General features: G+C 65.4%; 18 protein-coding genes. 11 read left to right on the top strand and 7 right to left on the bottom strand.

The annotated features are described in order from the left end of the window. Positions 1 to 15: 15 nt before the first annotated feature. Positions 16 to 1,176, bottom strand: a complete 1,161-nt coding sequence (locus R2834_07470) for a DNA double-strand break repair nuclease NurA (protein MEZ4700154.1) — start codon at positions 1,174 to 1,176, stop codon at positions 16 to 18. A 124-nt stretch (positions 1,177 to 1,300) separates the two neighbouring features. Here R2834_07470 and R2834_07465 point away from each other — a divergent pair, with 124 nt between their 5' ends. From R2834_07465 to R2834_07455, 3 genes are read left to right on the top strand one after another with little or no spacing between them, the layout of a single operon-like run. Continuing rightward, on the top strand, positions 1,301 to 2,446 hold the full coding sequence (locus R2834_07465; GenBank protein MEZ4700153.1) for a hypothetical protein: 1,146 nt from the start codon (positions 1,301 to 1,303) through the stop codon (positions 2,444 to 2,446). Between the two features lie 15 nt (positions 2,447 to 2,461). Next, positions 2,462 to 2,968, top strand: a complete 507-nt coding sequence (locus R2834_07460; protein MEZ4700152.1) for a DUF192 domain-containing protein — start codon at positions 2,462 to 2,464, stop codon at positions 2,966 to 2,968. A 59-nt stretch (positions 2,969 to 3,027) separates the two neighbouring features. Continuing rightward, positions 3,028 to 3,525, top strand: a complete 498-nt coding sequence (locus tag R2834_07455; GenBank protein ID MEZ4700151.1) for a DUF192 domain-containing protein — start codon at positions 3,028 to 3,030, stop codon at positions 3,523 to 3,525. Between the two features lie 4 nt (positions 3,526 to 3,529). Here R2834_07455 and R2834_07450 read toward each other — a convergent pair whose 3' ends face one another. The 4 genes from R2834_07450 to R2834_07435 all read right to left on the bottom strand — a co-directional run bounded on the left by R2834_07450 (position 3,530) and on the right by R2834_07435 (position 6,484). Continuing rightward, positions 3,530 to 4,093, bottom strand: coding sequence for a DUF3365 domain-containing protein (locus R2834_07450; protein ID MEZ4700150.1), 564 nt, complete (start codon positions 4,091 to 4,093; stop codon positions 3,530 to 3,532). Then, entirely contained in the window at positions 4,090 to 4,437 is a 348-nt protein-coding gene (gene trxA / locus R2834_07445) for a thioredoxin (protein ID MEZ4700149.1), read from the bottom strand. The genes R2834_07450 and trxA overlap by 4 nt, the downstream gene beginning before the upstream one ends. Before the next feature lie 85 nt (positions 4,438 to 4,522). Further along, the gene (locus tag R2834_07440) at positions 4,523 to 5,989 is read right to left on the bottom strand and encodes an MBL fold metallo-hydrolase (protein MEZ4700148.1); all 1,467 of its coding nucleotides are present in this window, start codon (positions 5,987 to 5,989) and stop codon (positions 4,523 to 4,525) included. A 162-nt stretch (positions 5,990 to 6,151) separates the two neighbouring features. Next, positions 6,152 to 6,484 (bottom strand): iron-sulfur cluster assembly accessory protein, encoded by a 333-nt coding sequence (locus tag R2834_07435; protein ID MEZ4700147.1) that lies wholly within the window; start codon positions 6,482 to 6,484, stop codon positions 6,152 to 6,154. 356 nt (positions 6,485 to 6,840) lie between these two features. On the opposite strand from R2834_07435, the gene sufB reads away from it, so the two are divergent. From sufB to R2834_07395, 8 genes are read left to right on the top strand one after another with little or no spacing between them, the layout of a single operon-like run. Then, positions 6,841 to 8,307 carry a Fe-S cluster assembly protein SufB gene (gene sufB / locus R2834_07430; GenBank protein ID MEZ4700146.1) on the top strand — a complete coding sequence of 489 codons (1,467 nt, stop codon included), beginning with the start codon at positions 6,841 to 6,843 and terminating at the stop codon, positions 8,305 to 8,307. Between the two features lie 53 nt (positions 8,308 to 8,360). Beyond that, positions 8,361 to 9,122 carry a Fe-S cluster assembly ATPase SufC gene (gene sufC, locus R2834_07425; protein ID MEZ4700145.1) on the top strand — a complete coding sequence of 254 codons (762 nt, stop codon included), beginning with the start codon at positions 8,361 to 8,363 and terminating at the stop codon, positions 9,120 to 9,122. 46 nt (positions 9,123 to 9,168) lie between these two features. Further along, complete coding sequence (sufD, locus tag R2834_07420; protein ID MEZ4700144.1) at positions 9,169 to 10,500, top strand: Fe-S cluster assembly protein SufD; 1,332 nt, start codon at positions 9,169 to 9,171, stop codon at positions 10,498 to 10,500. A 13-nt stretch (positions 10,501 to 10,513) separates the two neighbouring features. Next, positions 10,514 to 11,770 carry a cysteine desulfurase gene (locus tag R2834_07415; GenBank protein MEZ4700143.1) on the top strand — a complete coding sequence of 419 codons (1,257 nt, stop codon included), beginning with the start codon at positions 10,514 to 10,516 and terminating at the stop codon, positions 11,768 to 11,770. A gap of 7 nt (positions 11,771 to 11,777) precedes the next feature. Next, a complete protein-coding gene (locus tag R2834_07410) occupies positions 11,778 to 12,212 on the top strand; it encodes a SufE family protein (GenBank protein MEZ4700142.1) in 435 nt (144 codons plus the stop codon). Between the two features lie 9 nt (positions 12,213 to 12,221). Then, positions 12,222 to 12,560 (top strand): SUF system Fe-S cluster assembly protein, encoded by a 339-nt coding sequence (locus R2834_07405; GenBank protein ID MEZ4700141.1) that lies wholly within the window; start codon positions 12,222 to 12,224, stop codon positions 12,558 to 12,560. Position 12,561: 1 nt separating this feature from the next. Beyond that, complete coding sequence (locus tag R2834_07400) at positions 12,562 to 13,998, top strand: sigma 54-interacting transcriptional regulator (GenBank protein MEZ4700140.1); 1,437 nt, start codon at positions 12,562 to 12,564, stop codon at positions 13,996 to 13,998. A 14-nt stretch (positions 13,999 to 14,012) separates the two neighbouring features. Further along, on the top strand, positions 14,013 to 14,441 hold the full coding sequence (locus tag R2834_07395; protein ID MEZ4700139.1) for a VOC family protein: 429 nt from the start codon (positions 14,013 to 14,015) through the stop codon (positions 14,439 to 14,441). A gap of 3 nt (positions 14,442 to 14,444) precedes the next feature. Here the strand turns inward: R2834_07395 and R2834_07390 are convergent, their stop codons facing one another. Continuing rightward, on the bottom strand, positions 14,445 to 15,398 hold the full coding sequence (locus R2834_07390) for a TPM domain-containing protein (protein MEZ4700138.1): 954 nt from the start codon (positions 15,396 to 15,398) through the stop codon (positions 14,445 to 14,447). Between the two features lie 3 nt (positions 15,399 to 15,401). Next, a complete protein-coding gene (locus R2834_07385) occupies positions 15,402 to 16,064 on the bottom strand; it encodes a hypothetical protein (GenBank protein MEZ4700137.1) in 663 nt (220 codons plus the stop codon). Positions 16,065 to 16,169 lie beyond the last annotated feature (105 nt).

Raw genomic sequence — 16,169 nt, 5'->3', positions numbered from 1 at the left:
CGACCGGTTTGACATTCAGATCAGGGGCCGCTGTTTGCTCGCCCGTTTCATCGAGCCCATCGCCGGATGCCCCTCGCGGACCATCAGCGTTTCCAGCATCTCGAAAAACAAGACCCGGTCGGCCCCGCGCACGACGGCCTGTTCATGCGCCTCCGACAGGATCATGGGATATCCCCGCCCCTTGCGGCACTCGTCGAGCACCACGCTATGGATCAGGTCGAGCGCGCCGGGCTGCTCGCTCACCCAGTGCGGCAATTCGACGCGGGCGATCTCGGATGCGCCGGCCGGCGCATCCGTCCTGAAATAAAAGAACACGATCTGCTCGGCTTTGGGGTAATCCTTCTGGATGTGGGACTGGGTGGCGAACAGCGCCGAGCGCTGCCCGGGCCTCAGATGCCGGCTGAGCAGCCAGTGATCGACCAGCCCATCGAGCCCCAGCGCATCGGGCTCCTGCTCAAACAGGTGCAGATAAACACCGAGGGTATTGATCAGTTCGGCGTTGCCGGGCAGGCTGATGTAGGAGCAAACGGGGATGCCGGCCGCGCGAAACCCCTCCAGCGTATCGGTGTAGGCGCGCAGCAGCCGATCCTCGAGCGCCCGATCACGGAGGCTGCGCAGCATCCAGCGTATCAGCGTGCCGTCCGACAACGCGACGATCGGCCGGCCGTCGACCCGCGACGCCGTCGCCGTCGCCAGCAAGTCCGTCAGCTCCAGCTCGTCCCGCAGCGCCGACACGACCGCCTCCGTGGCGGTGTCGTAGCCGTCGCCGGCGATCGTCTCGATGTCCCGCGCCCGGTATTTGACGTGCGGGCTCGCATCCATCAGGGGCGGCTCCAGGGTGCCGTACTGGAAGGCGATCCGGCCGATGTTGAGGAGGAAACAGGTCGGCTCGACGTGCCGGTCCGGAAAGATCTGCGATCCGTCGGTCGCCACGACGGTGACTTCCGCCGGGCGCGGCTTCGGATCGTGCGGTGTACCGGGCGATTCGAGCGGCCGGGCGTGCAGCCGCGAAGTCGGCCGGCCGTCGACGGCGTCCGCCAGCCGATCCCATACCGGCTCGCAGGCGCGGAGCGCGGCGAGGGCGCGATCGAGCTTGCCGGCGCGTTCTCGCTCTGCTTCGGACTGATACCGGTAAAACTCGCGCAGCTGCTGCTGTACGGCGTGTAGATCCAACATGCTGTATCTCGATCGTTCCGTCGTCGGCGGGCGTCCGGCAAGGCGTTGACCTCCGTAACCAAATGCGGTCTGAAAGGTATGACGCAAGACTGACTTCTGCGCGCTCCAGGTAATCACACGGAACATGGCCGGGATCTACATCCATATACCTCGCCTGTCGAACCATCCGGCGTCGCGCGTCGCCCGTTCCGAGCGGGGCGCGATCACGCGGCTGGTGCGCGCGATCGGCATCGAACTGGCCTACTACGCCGAATCGCACGCGCGCAACGAGACGGTGGAAACGCTGTACCTGGCCGGCTTCCCGGACGACCTGCTCGACGACGAGGTCGGCGCCGTCATCGAGGCGGTCGTGGCCCACTTCGACACCTCGGCGATGACGGAAGTCACGCTGGACGTCGATCCGACCACGCTCGACCGGGAGACCCTGCGCACGTATGCGTCCCTCGGCATCAGCCGGCTTCACCTGAAGGCGCACTCGTTTTTCCAGGAAGACCGCGACCGGCTCGCCCTCAGCGGCAGCGGCGAACAGGTGATGCGCGGCATCGAATATGCCCGTCTGGCCGGCTTCAACGCCCTGTCGATCGGGTTCGCGTTCGGCCTGCCCGACCAGCCCGAGGAGTACTGGATGGCGAACCTCCAGCGCGCGCATACCCTGCACCTGCCCGAGATCGTGTTCGCGGCGCCGCAAACGGACGCCCCCGACGGGCCGCCGGCGCAGTGGGCGCGCAATCTCAACCTCCCCTTCGCGGATCCGGAGTGGGTCTACCGGTACGACGCCGCCTCGCGCTACCTGAACGACAACGCCTACGCGCCCTACCTGCTCACCAGCTTCGCGCGCGCCGAAGCGTGCAGCCAGCATCATCTCCTCGTGGCGGACCACAGCCACGTACTCGGCATCGGGCCGTCGGCGCATTCGTTCTGGTGGCACGGGTCGTCGTACACCCGCGCGCACCGGTGGGACAATGTGACCGAGATCAACCGGTATACCGACTTGCTGCTGCAGCACCAGGTGCCGATCAACACCCGCAGCACCGTGGATATGGACACGCTCGCCGAGGAATTCCTCCTTTTCCAGCTCAGCACCGCCGGCGGCGTGAACTTGCAGCGCATGGAAACGCAATACGGGGTAGATTTGTTGACGGAACGCATCGAGGTCATCGCGAGCCTGGAGGCGGGGGGATTGATCGAGCCGATACGCAATCAAAAGCTCCGGCTCACCCTGCTCGGCCGCACCCACTGGGAGGAAGTCACCCACAAGCTCCTCTCCTGAAGCCTTTTTTGACGCATGACGTTTTCGATACCTGCACGCTGGATTTCGTTGATCGCCGGCGCCACCATCCTCCTAGCGACGGGTTGCGGCCCGGATCGCGACGACCGGGTGGTCCAGACCGACATCCCCTTTCGCACCGACGGCACGCTCGATGTGATTCGCCCCGACGGCTCCATCGTCACGACCCTCGCGATCGAAATCGCGGAAGGCGATTCGGCCCGTGCGCGGGGCCTCATGCAGCGGCGCTCGCTGCCGGCGAAAGGAGGCATGCTGTTTCTGAGCAATGAATCCAAGGTGCAAACGTTCTGGATGAAGAACACGCCGCTGCCGCTGGACATCATCTTCATCGGGGCGGATTCCTCGATCGTCAGCATTGCCGAACGGACGCTGCCGTTCTCGGAACGAACCATCGAATCCACCGGCCCGGCGCAGTACGTCCTGGAGGTGCGCGCCGGCTACGCCGCGCGGTTCGGGATCGACAGCACGGCGACCGTTCGCTGGCGCCGGACCTCCGCGAAGTGAGCACGCCCCACGCGCATCCGGCGTCTGAAACCCCATTCCTTCGAACAAACACAGAGGCGATGAAGTCCACTCGTTTGATCTCCCTCGTCATCCTCGCCGCCGTGGTCGCAGCCGGGTGCCAGCCGTCCGATACGCCGCCGCCGCAGCAGGCCCCCGCTACCCAGGAAATTCCCTACCGAAAAGACGGGACCCTGCATTTCCTGCGGGAGAACGAGCGGATGCTCACCATCGACATCGAAATCGCCGATACGGATTCGACGCGGGAGCGCGGCCTGATGCAGCGGACCTCGCTGCCCGACGGCGCCGGCATGTTGTTCATCATGCCGACGGAGGAGCCACAGAGCTTCTGGATGGCGAATACGCCGCTATCGCTCGACTTCGTGTTCGCCAGCACGTCGGGCGAGGTCGTGGCGATCTCGAAATACGCGAAGCCGCAGTCGCCTGACCCGGTGATGTCGGGCCTGCCGGCGCGGTTCGTCCTCGAGGTCCCGGCCGGCTTCCTCGACAGCTACGGCATCATCGAAGGCGACCAGATCGAGTGGTCGCGCACCGAGTAGCCGGTCAGTCGGCCACAAACACACTGTAGACGCCGCGCACGTCGCCGGCCTTAAAATCGAAGGCCCGGTCGTCGGGGTATTTCGCCACCACGAACGCCGGCCGGCTTTCGGCCGCGCCGTGGCACGCGAGGCAGGGCTGTTCGACGGGGATGCGATGGAGGTACCGCCAGCCGGGCTTGCCATCGCGTTCCGCGCGCATCCAGAGGGTGTCGCGCCGCGCCTCGCGCACGAAGCGTGCGATGGCCTCGGCCGCCACCGTGTCCGCCTGATTCGCCGGATTCCGGTATTTGACGGCCAGTTGCCGCACCTCCCAGCCCGTCTGTTTCGAGAGTTCCGCGGCACGCATACCCACCGGCTTGCACACCTGGGCGAACGTCTCGGCGTCGACCGGCCGGTCGCCGATCGGTCCGGCGAGCCCGACGCGCATCGCATCGATGTCCCGGATCGCGCCGGACACAGCCTGACGCAGCGAGTCGGGTACGGCTTGGACCGCCGGCGGAGGCTCCGCGGGCCGGCACGCGGCCAGTCCCAGAGCGACCGCCAGCACGACGAGCGCACGCCGGGTCATCGGTCTGCCCCCGCCTCTTGCGTATCCGGCAGGGCCTCGTCGAGCCAGCGACGCACCGCGTGTTCCGGCAGCGCCCCGACAAATTCGTTGACCACTTCGCCGTCCACGAACAGCTTCACGGCGGGAATACCGCGTATCCCGAACTGGCGGGCCACGTCCGGATTGGTGTCCGTGTTGATTTTCACGAGCCGCCACGCCCCCTTGCTTTCGCGGGCGAGCTTCTCCAGGGTAGGGCCGAGAATCCGACAGGGGCCGCACCACGGCGCCCAGAAATCGACCAGAACGGGTTTGCGGGCGCTGGCATCCAGCACCTCGGTTTTAAAGGCAGCGGGAAGGGTTTGCATAGGGTTACGGGATGCGGCGAGCGCCGGCCGGCGAGATGGGTCCCGCCGGCCGACGCTCATCGTCTGGAGGTTAAATCGGGGCGCGTCAGGCCATGGCCGGTTCGTGCGCCATATCGCCCCGCAGCTGGTACGTGGCGAAGCTGTCGTTGACGTACACGACATCGTAGCCGCTACGCGCCAGGAACGACGAGGCCGCCGCGGCGCGCGCGCCGCTCGCGCAATAGAGCACGAGGGTTTTGTCTTTCGGCAGCCGATCTTTCATGTACTGCGGGAGGCGCGTGTAGGACGCGTTGAGCGCGTCCGGTACGTGGGCGGCGCGGTATTCAGACGCGAACCGGACATCAAGGAAGGCCATATCGGGCCGGCCGCGGAGCGCCTCCGCCTCGACAAAGTCAACTTCCCGTATCGACGTCGACGCCCCTCCGTCCTCGAAGTACCGCTCGAGCGTCTCCACATCCGCGTAAGCGATGATGTTGTCGTATCCGATGCGGATCAGATCCCGAACGGCTTCTTCGACGCCCTCTTCCTGCACGATCAGGACGATCGGCGTCGTTTCGTCCATCACCAGCGAGCCGACGACCGTGTTGAACGCCCGGTTCAGGGGGGCGTAGAGGGAGCCCGGGATATGGCGCGCCATGAAGCCGCTCCGGTCGAGCCGGGTGTCGACGATGAGCGCCTTGCCGTTCGCGACGGTCTCGTGCAGTTCGCCGGAGGTGATCCGCTGGGGATTCGGGAGCCGGCCGAGCACCGGGGCGCCCATCTTGTTGTCCCGCTTCATCCGGGCGAAATACATCTGCGGCTCGGGCTGGCCGGACAGGATGGCCTGGACGAACGCATCCTCCCCCTCCTGCGCCGCGCTGAGCGAGGCGTTGTATAGTTTTTCGTAGCCCACCGTGGTGGTCGGCACCGCGCCGAGGGCCTTGCCGCAGGTCGATCCCGCGCCATGCGCCGGCCAGACCTGGATGTACTCCTGCAAGCGGGTGAACGTCGGGAGCGATCCGTAGAGCCGGCGGGCGGAAGGCTCCTGCACGCCGTGCATGCCGGCGGCCTGCTCGAGGAGGTCGGGCCGGCCCAGGTCGCCCACGAATACGAAGTCGCCCGTCGCGATGCCGATCGGTGTCGATGCCCCCGACCCGCGGTCGATGACCAGATAACTCATGTGCTCCGGGGTGTGCCCGGGCGTATGGAGGGCCTTGATCTCGATGTTGCCGATCATGAAGGTGTCGCCATCCTTCAGCAGCTGATAGCGATACGGCGTGCCGTCTTTCTTCATCTGCTTGACCCACTCGTACTTCCAGTCCGCATCCCCTTCATCGGACACGTACAGCTTGACGTCATGCCGCTCCGCCAGCTCGCGTCCACCGGACAGGAAGTCGGCGTGGATATGCGTTTCAGCCACGGCCACGATGCGGAGTCCCTCCTCCTCGGCGGCGCTTACGTAGCGATCGATGTCGCGTTCGGGGTCTATGATGAGGGCTTCGCCCGTCTTCTGGCAGCCAATCAGATAGGCGTACTGGGCGAGCTTGGGGTCGAATAGTTGACGAAAGAGCATGGTGAACCTCCCTGTTCCGGATCGCAAAAGCAGTACATGTAATTACATGTATAGTAACAACGCTATTATACGTTGCGAGGCCGGGGCCGGTTTGTAGGAGATTCCCTGATCCCGCTGAGCGGAAGTGCCGGTGGCGCGGAGGGCGCCGGCGTAAACGCCAGTTTACAGTCCGAACGACTCGCCACAGGCGCAGGTGCGGGCGGCCTGGGGGTTGAGGAAGTGAAAGCCCTTGCCTTCGAGGCCATCCGAGAAATCGAGTTCCGTCCCTTTCACGAGGCGCCAGCTGCGGTTGTCGAGGACGACGTGGAGGGGGTCGATATCGAGGAGGTGGTCCTCATCGCGCCGGGTCGTGTCCCATCCGAGGTCGTAGGTGAGCCCGGAACACCCGCCGGGTACGACGGCGATGCGGAGGAAGGTGGAGGCGGTGTCCAATCCTTCTTTTTCAGCGATTTCGTTGAGTTTATCGAGGGCTCGGGGCGTGATTCGGATATCCATGGCGTCGAGAGCAGGCCTGTGCGGAAGAACCGGTATGGATGAATCGGAGCGGATTCGTAGCGTGGTCGGAGCGCGTTCGGGGCGCGCGGGTGTGCGACCCGGTTGCCTACAGCAGAGGCGGCGCATAGTTCCAGTCAGGCCGGCTGCGCCGCCGGGTGGCGGGTGGGGGCGGGGACCGGCAGTTGCGCCGGGTTTTCCGGGCGCGCTTTTTATGTAATATGGATTTAATCTAAATTGGGAACAGCCTGTCCACGGGACCGTTGTTTACGCACGTTGACATGTAGGGGCCAGCACGCCCCATCCCCCGCGACGGGGTCTTTGCCGAACAGAGGTCCCCAAACCGATACCGGAACGCCATGAGTCAGAGCCAGAGCGATACTGATTTCCTCCATGAAGTAGCCGGCGAAGAGTATAAATACGGCTTCGTCACCCAGATCGAAGCCGAGACCGCGCCGAAGGGGCTTTCGGAAGACACGGTCCGTTTCATCTCGGCGAAGAAGAACGAGCCGGAGTGGATGCTGGAATGGCGCCTGCGCGCGTTCCGTCACTGGCAGACGCTGCAGGCCGGCGAGGCGTACCCCCGCTGGGCCCACCTCGACTATCCGGATATCGACTTCCAGAACATCAGCTACTATTCCGCCCCGAACAAACGGCCCAAATACGACAGCCTGGATGAAGTCGACCCCGAGCTGCTGAGCACCTTCGAGCGCCTCGGCATCTCGCTCCAGGAGCAGAAGCGCCTCGTGGGCGTGGCCGTGGATGTGGTGATGGACAGCGTCTCCGTCGCCACCACCTTCAAGGAGCAGCTGGCGGAACTGGGCATCATCTTCTGCTCGCTGGGCGAGGCGATCCAGGAGCACCCGGATCTCGTCCGCAAATACATCGGGTCGGTCGTCCCCTATACCGACAACTTTTACGCGACGCTGAACTCGGCGGTCTTCTCGGACGGGTCGTTCTGCTACATCCCGAAGGGCGTGCATTGCCCGATGGAGCTGTCGACCTACTTCCGCATCAACGAGGCCGGCACGGGGCAGTTCGAGCGCACCCTGATCGTCGCGGAAGAAGGCAGCTACGTCAGCTATCTCGAAGGCTGCACCGCCCCGATGCGAGACGAAAACCAGCTGCACGCCGCCGTCGTGGAGATCGTGGCGGCGAAGGATGCGGAGGTCAAGTACTCCACGATCCAGAACTGGTACCCCGGCAGCAAGGACGGCAAGGGCGGGGTCTACAACTTTGTCACCAAGCGCGGCATTTGCGAGGGCGACAACGCCAAGATCTCCTGGACCCAGCTCGAAACGGGCAGTTCGATCACCTGGAAATATCCCAGCGTGATCCTGAAGGGCGACCATTCGGTGGGCGAGTTTTACTCCGTCGCCTTCACCAAGGGCCGGCAGCAGGCGGACACCGGCACCAAGATGATCCATCTGGGCAAAAACACGCGCAGCACGATCATCTCGAAGGGTATCTCCGCGGGCCACAGCCAGAACAGCTACCGCGGGCTGGTCCGCGTGGGCCGGAACGCCGAGGGCGCGCGCAATTTCTCGCAGTGCGACTCGATGCTCCTCGGCTCGACGTGCGGCGCGCACACGTTCCCCTACCTCGAGATCAACAACCCGACGGCCCAGGTGGAACACGAAGCCACGACCTCTAAAGTAGGCGAGGACCAGATCTTCTACTGCAACCAGCGCGGCATCAGCGAGGAAGACGCGATCAAGTTGATCGTCAACGGCTTCTGCAAGGACATCCTGGCCAAGCTGCCGATGGAGTTCGCCGTCGAGGCGCAGAAGCTCCTCGCCATCGAACTCGAAGGCAGCGTCGGCTGAGCCGGCGCCCCGCATCCCCGACATTACGCTCCCAACTCGCAGACCATCGTACCATGCTTCAGATATCCAACCTGCACGTTTCCATCGAAGACAAGCCGATCCTCAAGGGCCTCAACCTGACGGTGAACCCCGGCGAGGTGCATGCGATCATGGGGCCGAACGGCTCCGGCAAGAGCACCCTTGCCTCCGTGCTCGCCGGCCGGGATCTGTATGAGATCACCGAAGGCGCCGTCGACTACATGGGCCACGACCTGCTCGATATGGAGCCGGACGAGCGAGCGCTCGAAGGCATCTTCCTCGCGTTCCAGTACCCGGTGGAGCTTCCCGGCGTCAGCATGTCCAACTTCCTCCGCCAGGCCGTCAACGCCCAGCGCGCCCACCGGGGCGAGGAATCGATCTCGGCGGCGGAATTCCTGCAGCTGATGAAGGAGCGCGCGAAAGTCGTGCACCTCGACCCGGACCTGAAGCGACGCGCCGTCAACGAAGGCTTCTCGGGCGGCGAAAAGAAACGCAATGAGATCTTCCAGATGGCCATGCTGCAGCCGCGTCTGGCGATCCTGGACGAGACCGACTCAGGGCTCGACATCGACGCGCTGCGGATCGTGTCCGAAGGCGTCAACCAGCTGCGTTCGCCGGAGCGCTCGTTCCTCGTCATCACGCACTACCAGCGGCTGCTGAACTACATCGTGCCGGACGTCGTGCACGTCCTGCTCGACGGACGCATCGTCAAGACCGGCGGCAAGGACCTCGCGCTCGAACTCGAAGAGAAGGGCTACGACTGGATCAAGGAAGAAACCGTGGGCACCGTCGCCTGAGCTTCCCCCATCCGCCTCGTTTCCTTCAGACGTCCCCTGTATTCCCATGGCTTCGCATTCCAACGATTCCCATCTGCTCGAGAACCGGTTTCGGGATCTCTTCAACGCCAACGTGGGCAAGGCGCTCAACGGCCATCATGCCGCCATCCGGCACATGCGCCAGGAAGCGATCGACCGCTTTCTCACGCTCGGCTTCCCGAACCGCAAGTCCGAGCGGTGGAAATACACCAACCTGTCGCAGACGCTGTCGCACCCGTTCGCGTTGCGGCTGGAGAACGATCCGTCGGGCGTGACCTGTGAGATCGTGGACCGGCACGCGATCCCCGATCTGGAGGTGTACCGCATCGTGCTGGTCAACGGCTATTTCCAGCCGATGTTGTCGGACCTGGCCGGGCTGCCCGCCGGCGTGGTCGTGAGCGGGCTGGACTCTGCCGGCCAGGCGCATGCGGATCTGTTCAACGCCCATTTCGCGCATTACGCCAGCCACAGCGACGAGCCGTTCATCGCGCTCAACACCGCGTTCGTGGTGGGTGGGCTCTTCGTGCATGTGCCGGCCGGGCTCGCGCTGACGCGCCCGATCCACATCCACAACATCGTCACCGGCGCGAGTGACGTGTTCGTGCAGCCAAGGCAGTTGATCGTCGCCGGCGAACTCGCCTCGTGCACCTTCATCGAGTCGCAGTATAGCCTGGCGTCCGCCCGCACGTTCACCAACAGCGTGACCGAAGTGGCCGCCGGCCGCGAGGCGCGCGTCGCGCACCACACGATCCAGCGCATGCGCCCCGAGGACACGCTCCTCACGACGCTGCACGCATACCAGGAGGCCACGAGCCACCTGACGGTGACGACCGTCACGCTCGACGGGGGCATCGTCCGGAACAACCTCAACATGCTGCCCGATGCCGAAGGCTGCGAGACGCATCTGAACGGGCTGGTGCTGGGGCGCCACACGATGCATGTGGACAACCATACGCTGGTGGACCACGCCAAACCCAACTGCTTCAGCAACGAGCTGTACAAACACATCCTCGACGACCAGTCGACGGCCGTGTTCAACGGCAAGGTGCTCGTCCGCCTCGACGCGCAGAAGACGAACGCCTACCAGTCGAACAAGTCCGTCACCCTCACCGACCGGGCGCGGATGTTCTCCAAACCCGAACTGGAGATCTACGCCGACGACGTGAAATGCAGCCACGGCGCCACGACCGGCCAGCTCGACGCCGAGGCCCTCTTCTACCTCCGCTCGCGGGGGCTCAACGAGCGGCAGGCCCGCGCGCTGATGCTCACCGCCTTCGCCCGCGACGTCATCGAGACCGTGAAGCTCGAACCGCTCCGCGCGTACCTCGACCGTGAGATGGAACGCATCCTGCAGGACTAACCACGCACCGACCATGCCGGCCCCATCCGACCTCGCCCATCCGTCCGTCGACGCCTTCGACGTCGCCCGCATCCGGGAGGACTTCCCGGCGCTCCACCAGGAGGTGCACGGGCAGCCGCTGGTGTATTTCGACAACGCGGCCACCTCGCAGAAGCCGCGCGCGGTCATCGACCGGATCACGGCCTACTACCAGACCGAAAACAGCAATGTGCACCGGGGCGTCCACACGTTGAGCCAGTGGGCGACGGACGCCTACGAAGCCGGCCGGGCAAGCGTCCAGCGCTTCATCAACGCGCGGCACAGCCACGAAATCATCTTTACCCGCGGCACGACGGAATCGATCAACCTGGTCGCGACGAGCTTTGGCCGCGCCCGGATCGGCGCCGGCGACAACGTCGTCATTTCGACGCTGGAGCATCACTCCAACATCGTCCCGTGGCAACTGATCTGTGAGGAAAAAGGGGCGTCGCTGCGCGTCGTGCCCGTTTCCGAGGCCGGCGTGCTCGACCTGGACGTCTACGGCGCGCTGCTCGACGAGCGCACCCGGATCGTGGCCATCAGCCACATCTCGAACGCGCTCGGCACCATCAACCCGGTCCGTTCGATCATCGAGGAAGCGCATCGGCGCGGCATTCCCGTGCTGCTGGACAGCGCGCAGGCCGTCCCGCACGAGGCGGTCGACGTCCAGGCGCTGGATGTCGACTTCTGTGCCTTCTCCAGCCACAAGATGTTCGGCCCCACCGGGATCGGCGTGCTGTACGGCAAAGAAGCCCTGCTCGACGCCATGCCGCCCTATCAGGCGGGGGGCGACATGATCGAGACGGTATCCTTCGAAAAAACGACCTTTAACAGCCTTCCCCACAAGTTCGAAGCCGGCACCCCCCACATCGCCGGCGTCGTCGGTCTCGACGCCGCGATCAGGTACCTGGAAGGGATCGGGATGGATGCCATCGCCGCCTACGAGCGGGACCTGCTCGCCTACGCAACCCGCAAGCTCGCGACCCTCAACGGCATCCGGTTCATCGGGACGGCTCCGGACAAGGCGAGCGTGGTCTCGTTTCTGCTGGGCGACATTCATCCCTACGACACGGGGGCCGTGCTCGACCGGCTCGGCATCGCCGTGCGGACCGGGCACCACTGCACCCAGCCGCTGATGGATCGACTGGGGATTCCCGGCACGGCGCGCGCGTCGCTGGCATTCTACAACACCCGCGAGGAGATCGACCGGCTCCACGCCGGCCTGCTCAAGGTTCAGGCCCTGTTCTCCTGACGACGCGATGACCGAGACGCAACGACGCGAACACGACATCATCGAGGAGTTCGACCTGTTCGACGACTGGATGGGGCGCTACGAACACCTGATCGATCAGGCCGCGAAGCTGCCGGCCATCGATCCGGTCTACAAAACCGACGCCTACAAGATCAAGGGCTGCCAGTCGCAGGTCTGGCTGCACGCCGAACGGCAGGACGGCCGCGTGATCTTTACGGCGGACAGCGACGCCGCCATCACGAAGGGCCTGATCGCCCTCCTGATCCGGGTGCTTTCGGGGTTGTCCCCGGATGAGATCCTCGCGGCGGACCTCGCGTTTCTCGACGCCATCGAGATGAAAGAGCACCTGTCGCCCACGCGAAAAAACGGGCTCAACGCGATGATCAAACAGATGAAACTGTACGCGGCCGCCCTCTCCGGCGCGGCCCCTACTTCTTCCTGAGAATACGCCATGCAGAGCGAAAACGACGTCACCGACGTAAGCGACGAAGAACTTGAGAATCGCATCCTCGAGGCGCTGAAGACGATCTACGATCCCGAGATCCCGGTCAACATCTACGACCTGGGGCTGATCTACGAGATCAAGGTCTTCCCGGACCGTTCCGCGTTCGTCCTCATGACGCTGACGGCGCCGGGCTGCCCGGTGGCCGGCAGCCTGCCGCAGGAAGTCGAAAACCGCGTCCGCGAGGTCCCGGGCATCACCGACGCCCGGGTGCAGCTCACGTTCGATCCGCCCTACACGATCGACATGATGAGCGACGAAGCGCGCCTCGATCTGGGGTTCATGTAAGTTGAAGCTGGCGCAGACGATAGCGATTGCCCGCCGGCTGCTCGCGGAAAACCGGGCGGCCGATGTGGCGCGGATGCTCGAACCGGTGATGACATCGGAGGCGACGCCCGGCCAGGCCGTCGTACGCGCGCTGCTCGCCCGTGTCGCCCTGCTGGACCGGAGCGACCCGGACACCGCCCTGTCGTGGCTGCTGGCGGTGGACCTCCCCGCGCTCGAGCGCCAGGCTCCGGGCGCCGCCGCGGAAGTACGATTCTGGATGGCCTGGAGCCGGCTCCGCCAGATGCCGGCGTCGCCCTACTGTGCGCTCCGCAGCGTCGACGAGGCAGCCGTCGCCTTTCGCCGGGCCTACCGGATGCCGGACTATGCCTGGGCGCGCCTCGCCCGGGCGGAAGCGTTCGATCGGCTCGACGAGCCCGCCCTCGCAGCCGATGCGCGCCGCGAAGCCGTCGCGATCTTTCAGTGGATGCCCGATGCCCAGGCCGCGCGGGTAGCGCCGGCGTCGACGGACGCCCCGGCCTGGCCGAGCGAAGCCATGCGCGCCGTGCAGGCACGGCTCGACCTCCTGTCGTCGTCGCGGCTGGCCCTCCTGTTCGCCGGCGAGCGCGGCGCGGGCAAGATGTCGCTCGCGCGCTCCCTGCATCAGCGGCATGACCCCGGCGCGCCCTTTATCTCGTTCCGGTACGACGCCTCGTCGTCCGCCTACGCGGACGCGCGGCTCTTTGGATCGGAGCGCGACGCCGGCGCCTGGACGGACGCGGCCGGCGGCACGCTCTACCTCCACGAAATCGCCGACCTGCCGGCCGGCGCGCGCGAGCGCCTCTTCGTCCGGCTCGACGCCCCCGACGGCTCGAGGCCGGCGCGCGTCATCGCCGGGACGCGCCGGTCGCTCGACGAGCTGGCGCTCGGTGACTACGCGGACATCCTGGAGCGGCTCGGCCCCGGCGCGGTGGAGGTGCCCCCGCTCCGGATGCGCCGGGAGGACATCCCGATCCTCGCGCACACCTTCATCGCGGCGTTCACGCCGGCCAGTGCGCCGGCGGCCAGCGTCACCGATGCGGCGGCCGAAGCGCTCGCCCTGCACCACTGGCCGGGCAACGTGCGCCAGCTCCGCAACGAGCTGGAACGGATCGTGACGCTCCTGCACAGCGAACCCGCCCCCGTCATCGATCTCGCCGATCTCTCGCCCGACTTGCGGGTCCACCGCCCGCCGGCGGACCGGCTCGAAGAGCCCGTCCGGCAGGCCGCCGGCTCCCTGGGCGACCTCCTCGCGCAGACCGAACGCCGCGCCATCGTCAGTGTCCTGCGCCAGCATGGCGGGCACATCACGTCGTCGGCGGAAGCGCTCGGCCTCACGCGCCAGGGGCTCTACAAAAAGATCAAGCGCCTCGGCATCGCCCTGGATCGGCTTACGCTCGAAACGACTTACCCCATGAATTGACCACGCATCGTTCCATGTCCACGCCGTCATCCTCACCCCCGTCGCCTCGTTCCCGCCCGGTGCGCGCCAGCGCCGCGCTCCGGCTCACGCATGCCGCGATCATGACGGCAGATCTGGACCGGGCGCTGTACTTCTACGTGCACATCCTCGGGCTGTCGATCCGCGTACGGGAAGAAGACCCGATTCGCAAGGGGCGGATGCGCGCCATGCTCGTCGACATGGAGGGGCTGGATGTGATGGAGATCATCGAGATGCCCGAAATGATGCATCCGAGCATCCCGGGCCGGGGCGGCATCCACCATGTGGGCTTTTGCCTGCCGCAGCGCGACTGGCACGCGCTCCGTGCGCGGATGGATGCGGCCAGTTACCCGTACGACGAGATCGAGGGCCGGCTCTTCGTGCGCGACGCCGACCAGCTCATCCTGGAGATCGAGACCACCTGAGGCTCACCACCCCCCCGAGGCCCCACCTCCGCCGAACGACCCGCCACCGCCGCTGAACGAACTCCCGCCCGAACTCGACGACCCCGAGCCGCTGCTCTGGAAGTTGCTCGGCGTGACATGGAAGGTGTGCCCGAACACGTGAATGGGCACCTTGCCGCCATTTTTCTCCGCCCGATCCCACCGCGCTGAAAAAGCTTGCCATCGGGGGGAACGCCGGATGTAGATCGCGAAGGCGATGTGCCCGATGATGTAGATGGCGAGCAGCACGAGCGCGATGCGGGGAGAGGACGTTAGCACGACGCTGCCGGTGCCGATAAACGGGGCGAAAAACAGAATGACGAACCAGCGCCCGATCCCCTTCCCAAATGCCGACGTCAGCGAAATCACCAGCGGCATCCCGACGAACATGATCCCGAAGACGATCCGGAGAAACCAGGGCATTTCCGACACGTCGTCTTCGCCCTCGTAGCTGCCGGCGATCGCATCCATGATGGCGATCACGCCGGCCCGGATGCCGCCCTCATAATCTTCCTGCTGGAAATAGGGACGAAGCTCATTCCGGATGATGCGTCCCGCGACCGCGTCCGTGAGCGACCCCTCGAGCCCGTAGCCCACCTCGATGCGCATCTTTCGGTCCTCGACGGCGACGAGCAGGAGGACGCCGTTGTCGCGGCCGGCCTGCCCGAGCTCCCAGGCGCGCGCCACCTCGAGCGAATAAGATTCAAGATCGGCGCCGTCCAGCGAACGGATGGTGAGGACGGCGATCTGGTTGGACGTGGAATCTTCGTGCGCCGCCAGCAACTGCTCGAGTTCACGTTCGGCGCCGGCGCTGAGGATCTCCGCGCGATCCACCACGCGCCCGGTAAGCGGCGGCACCTGCTGGGCGAAGGCGAGGGGGGCCGCCAGCGGAAGCAAAAAAGCGATCAGCACCAGCACCGCGGCGCGACAACGTCGCATACATCACCCCTCGTCGGAAAAACGGATATCGTTGGGTAGTTCGTTCGTATCGTCGGGCTGGATGAGCACGCCCTTGCGGTCGAGCAAGCTGCCGCACATGTCGACCGCGCGTTCCAGCCCATCTATGAATCGATTCTCGATGATGCCTTTGCGGATTTCGGCCACCACGCCGGCCCAGTCCTCGACCGTCACCTTGCGGTTGATCCCTTCGTCGCCGATGACCTCGATGCGATGTTCGAGGAGCGAAATGAACAGCAGGATGCCCGTGCGATCCTTGGTATTGAACACCTCTTCCTCGACAAAGGCACGCATCGCCCGGTTGTGCACCGTACGGTCGAGCAGCGTCGCACCCGCCATGAAGCGTTTCAGCGGATCGACATACGCGCCCGCGAGCGCCCCGAGCGCGCCGGCGACGAGCGCCATGAACGCGACGCCCTGGCCGGTATACAGCCAGGCGAGCCCCCACCCCTGATAAAACACATGCAATAGCCCTACGAGCCCCATCGCCACGATCGCCGCCATCGAGGCGCCGCGCCAGACCGTGATGTCGTACCGATCGCTCTGCGAAACCACAAACGGGACGATCTCGCCCGACGTCTGCCGCTCCGCACGCGCGACGGCTTCGCGAATCCGCTTTAATTCCTCTTCCGTGAATGTATGTCGCATAGCGTCCGTTCTGGGTTGCGTGGCGGCGTTATGAAGCGGTCCGACTCGCGCCGCCGGCGAGGCACAAGGTACAACGCGCGTTCGGACTTTGCATCGGCCGGCTTG

The organism is Rhodothermales bacterium, assembly GCA_041391505.1.
GTDB lineage: Bacteria > Bacteroidota > Rhodothermia > Rhodothermales > JAHQVL01 > JAWKNW01.
Note: the sequence above shows the minus strand (reverse complement) of the source record. Positions and strands in the feature narration are given on the sequence as shown.

Bases quoted from the DNA above. Each gene is read 5' to 3' on its own strand.
- R2834_07470 (MEZ4700154.1), bottom strand. From the start codon at position 1,176: ATGTTGGATCTACACGCCGTACAGCAGCAGCTGCGCGAGTTTTACCGG.
- R2834_07465 (MEZ4700153.1), top strand. From the start codon at position 1,301: ATGGCCGGGATCTACATCCATATACCTCGCCTGTCGAACCATCCGGCG.
- R2834_07460 (MEZ4700152.1), top strand. From the start codon at position 2,462: ATGACGTTTTCGATACCTGCACGCTGGATTTCGTTGATCGCCGGCGCC.
- R2834_07455 (MEZ4700151.1), top strand. From the start codon at position 3,028: ATGAAGTCCACTCGTTTGATCTCCCTCGTCATCCTCGCCGCCGTGGTC.
- R2834_07450 (MEZ4700150.1), bottom strand. From the start codon at position 4,093: ATGACCCGGCGTGCGCTCGTCGTGCTGGCGGTCGCTCTGGGACTGGCC.
- trxA (MEZ4700149.1), bottom strand. From the start codon at position 4,437: ATGCAAACCCTTCCCGCTGCCTTTAAAACCGAGGTGCTGGATGCCAGC.
- R2834_07440 (MEZ4700148.1), bottom strand. From the start codon at position 5,989: ATGCTCTTTCGTCAACTATTCGACCCCAAGCTCGCCCAGTACGCCTAT.
- R2834_07435 (MEZ4700147.1), bottom strand. From the start codon at position 6,484: ATGGATATCCGAATCACGCCCCGAGCCCTCGATAAACTCAACGAAATC.
- sufB (MEZ4700146.1), top strand. From the start codon at position 6,841: ATGAGTCAGAGCCAGAGCGATACTGATTTCCTCCATGAAGTAGCCGGC.
- sufC (MEZ4700145.1), top strand. From the start codon at position 8,361: ATGCTTCAGATATCCAACCTGCACGTTTCCATCGAAGACAAGCCGATC.
- sufD (MEZ4700144.1), top strand. From the start codon at position 9,169: ATGGCTTCGCATTCCAACGATTCCCATCTGCTCGAGAACCGGTTTCGG.
- R2834_07415 (MEZ4700143.1), top strand. From the start codon at position 10,514: ATGCCGGCCCCATCCGACCTCGCCCATCCGTCCGTCGACGCCTTCGAC.
- R2834_07410 (MEZ4700142.1), top strand. From the start codon at position 11,778: ATGACCGAGACGCAACGACGCGAACACGACATCATCGAGGAGTTCGAC.
- R2834_07405 (MEZ4700141.1), top strand. From the start codon at position 12,222: ATGCAGAGCGAAAACGACGTCACCGACGTAAGCGACGAAGAACTTGAG.
- R2834_07395 (MEZ4700139.1), top strand. From the start codon at position 14,013: ATGTCCACGCCGTCATCCTCACCCCCGTCGCCTCGTTCCCGCCCGGTG.
- R2834_07390 (MEZ4700138.1), bottom strand. From the start codon at position 15,398: ATGCGACGTTGTCGCGCCGCGGTGCTGGTGCTGATCGCTTTTTTGCTT.
- R2834_07385 (MEZ4700137.1), bottom strand. From the start codon at position 16,064: ATGCGACATACATTCACGGAAGAGGAATTAAAGCGGATTCGCGAAGCC.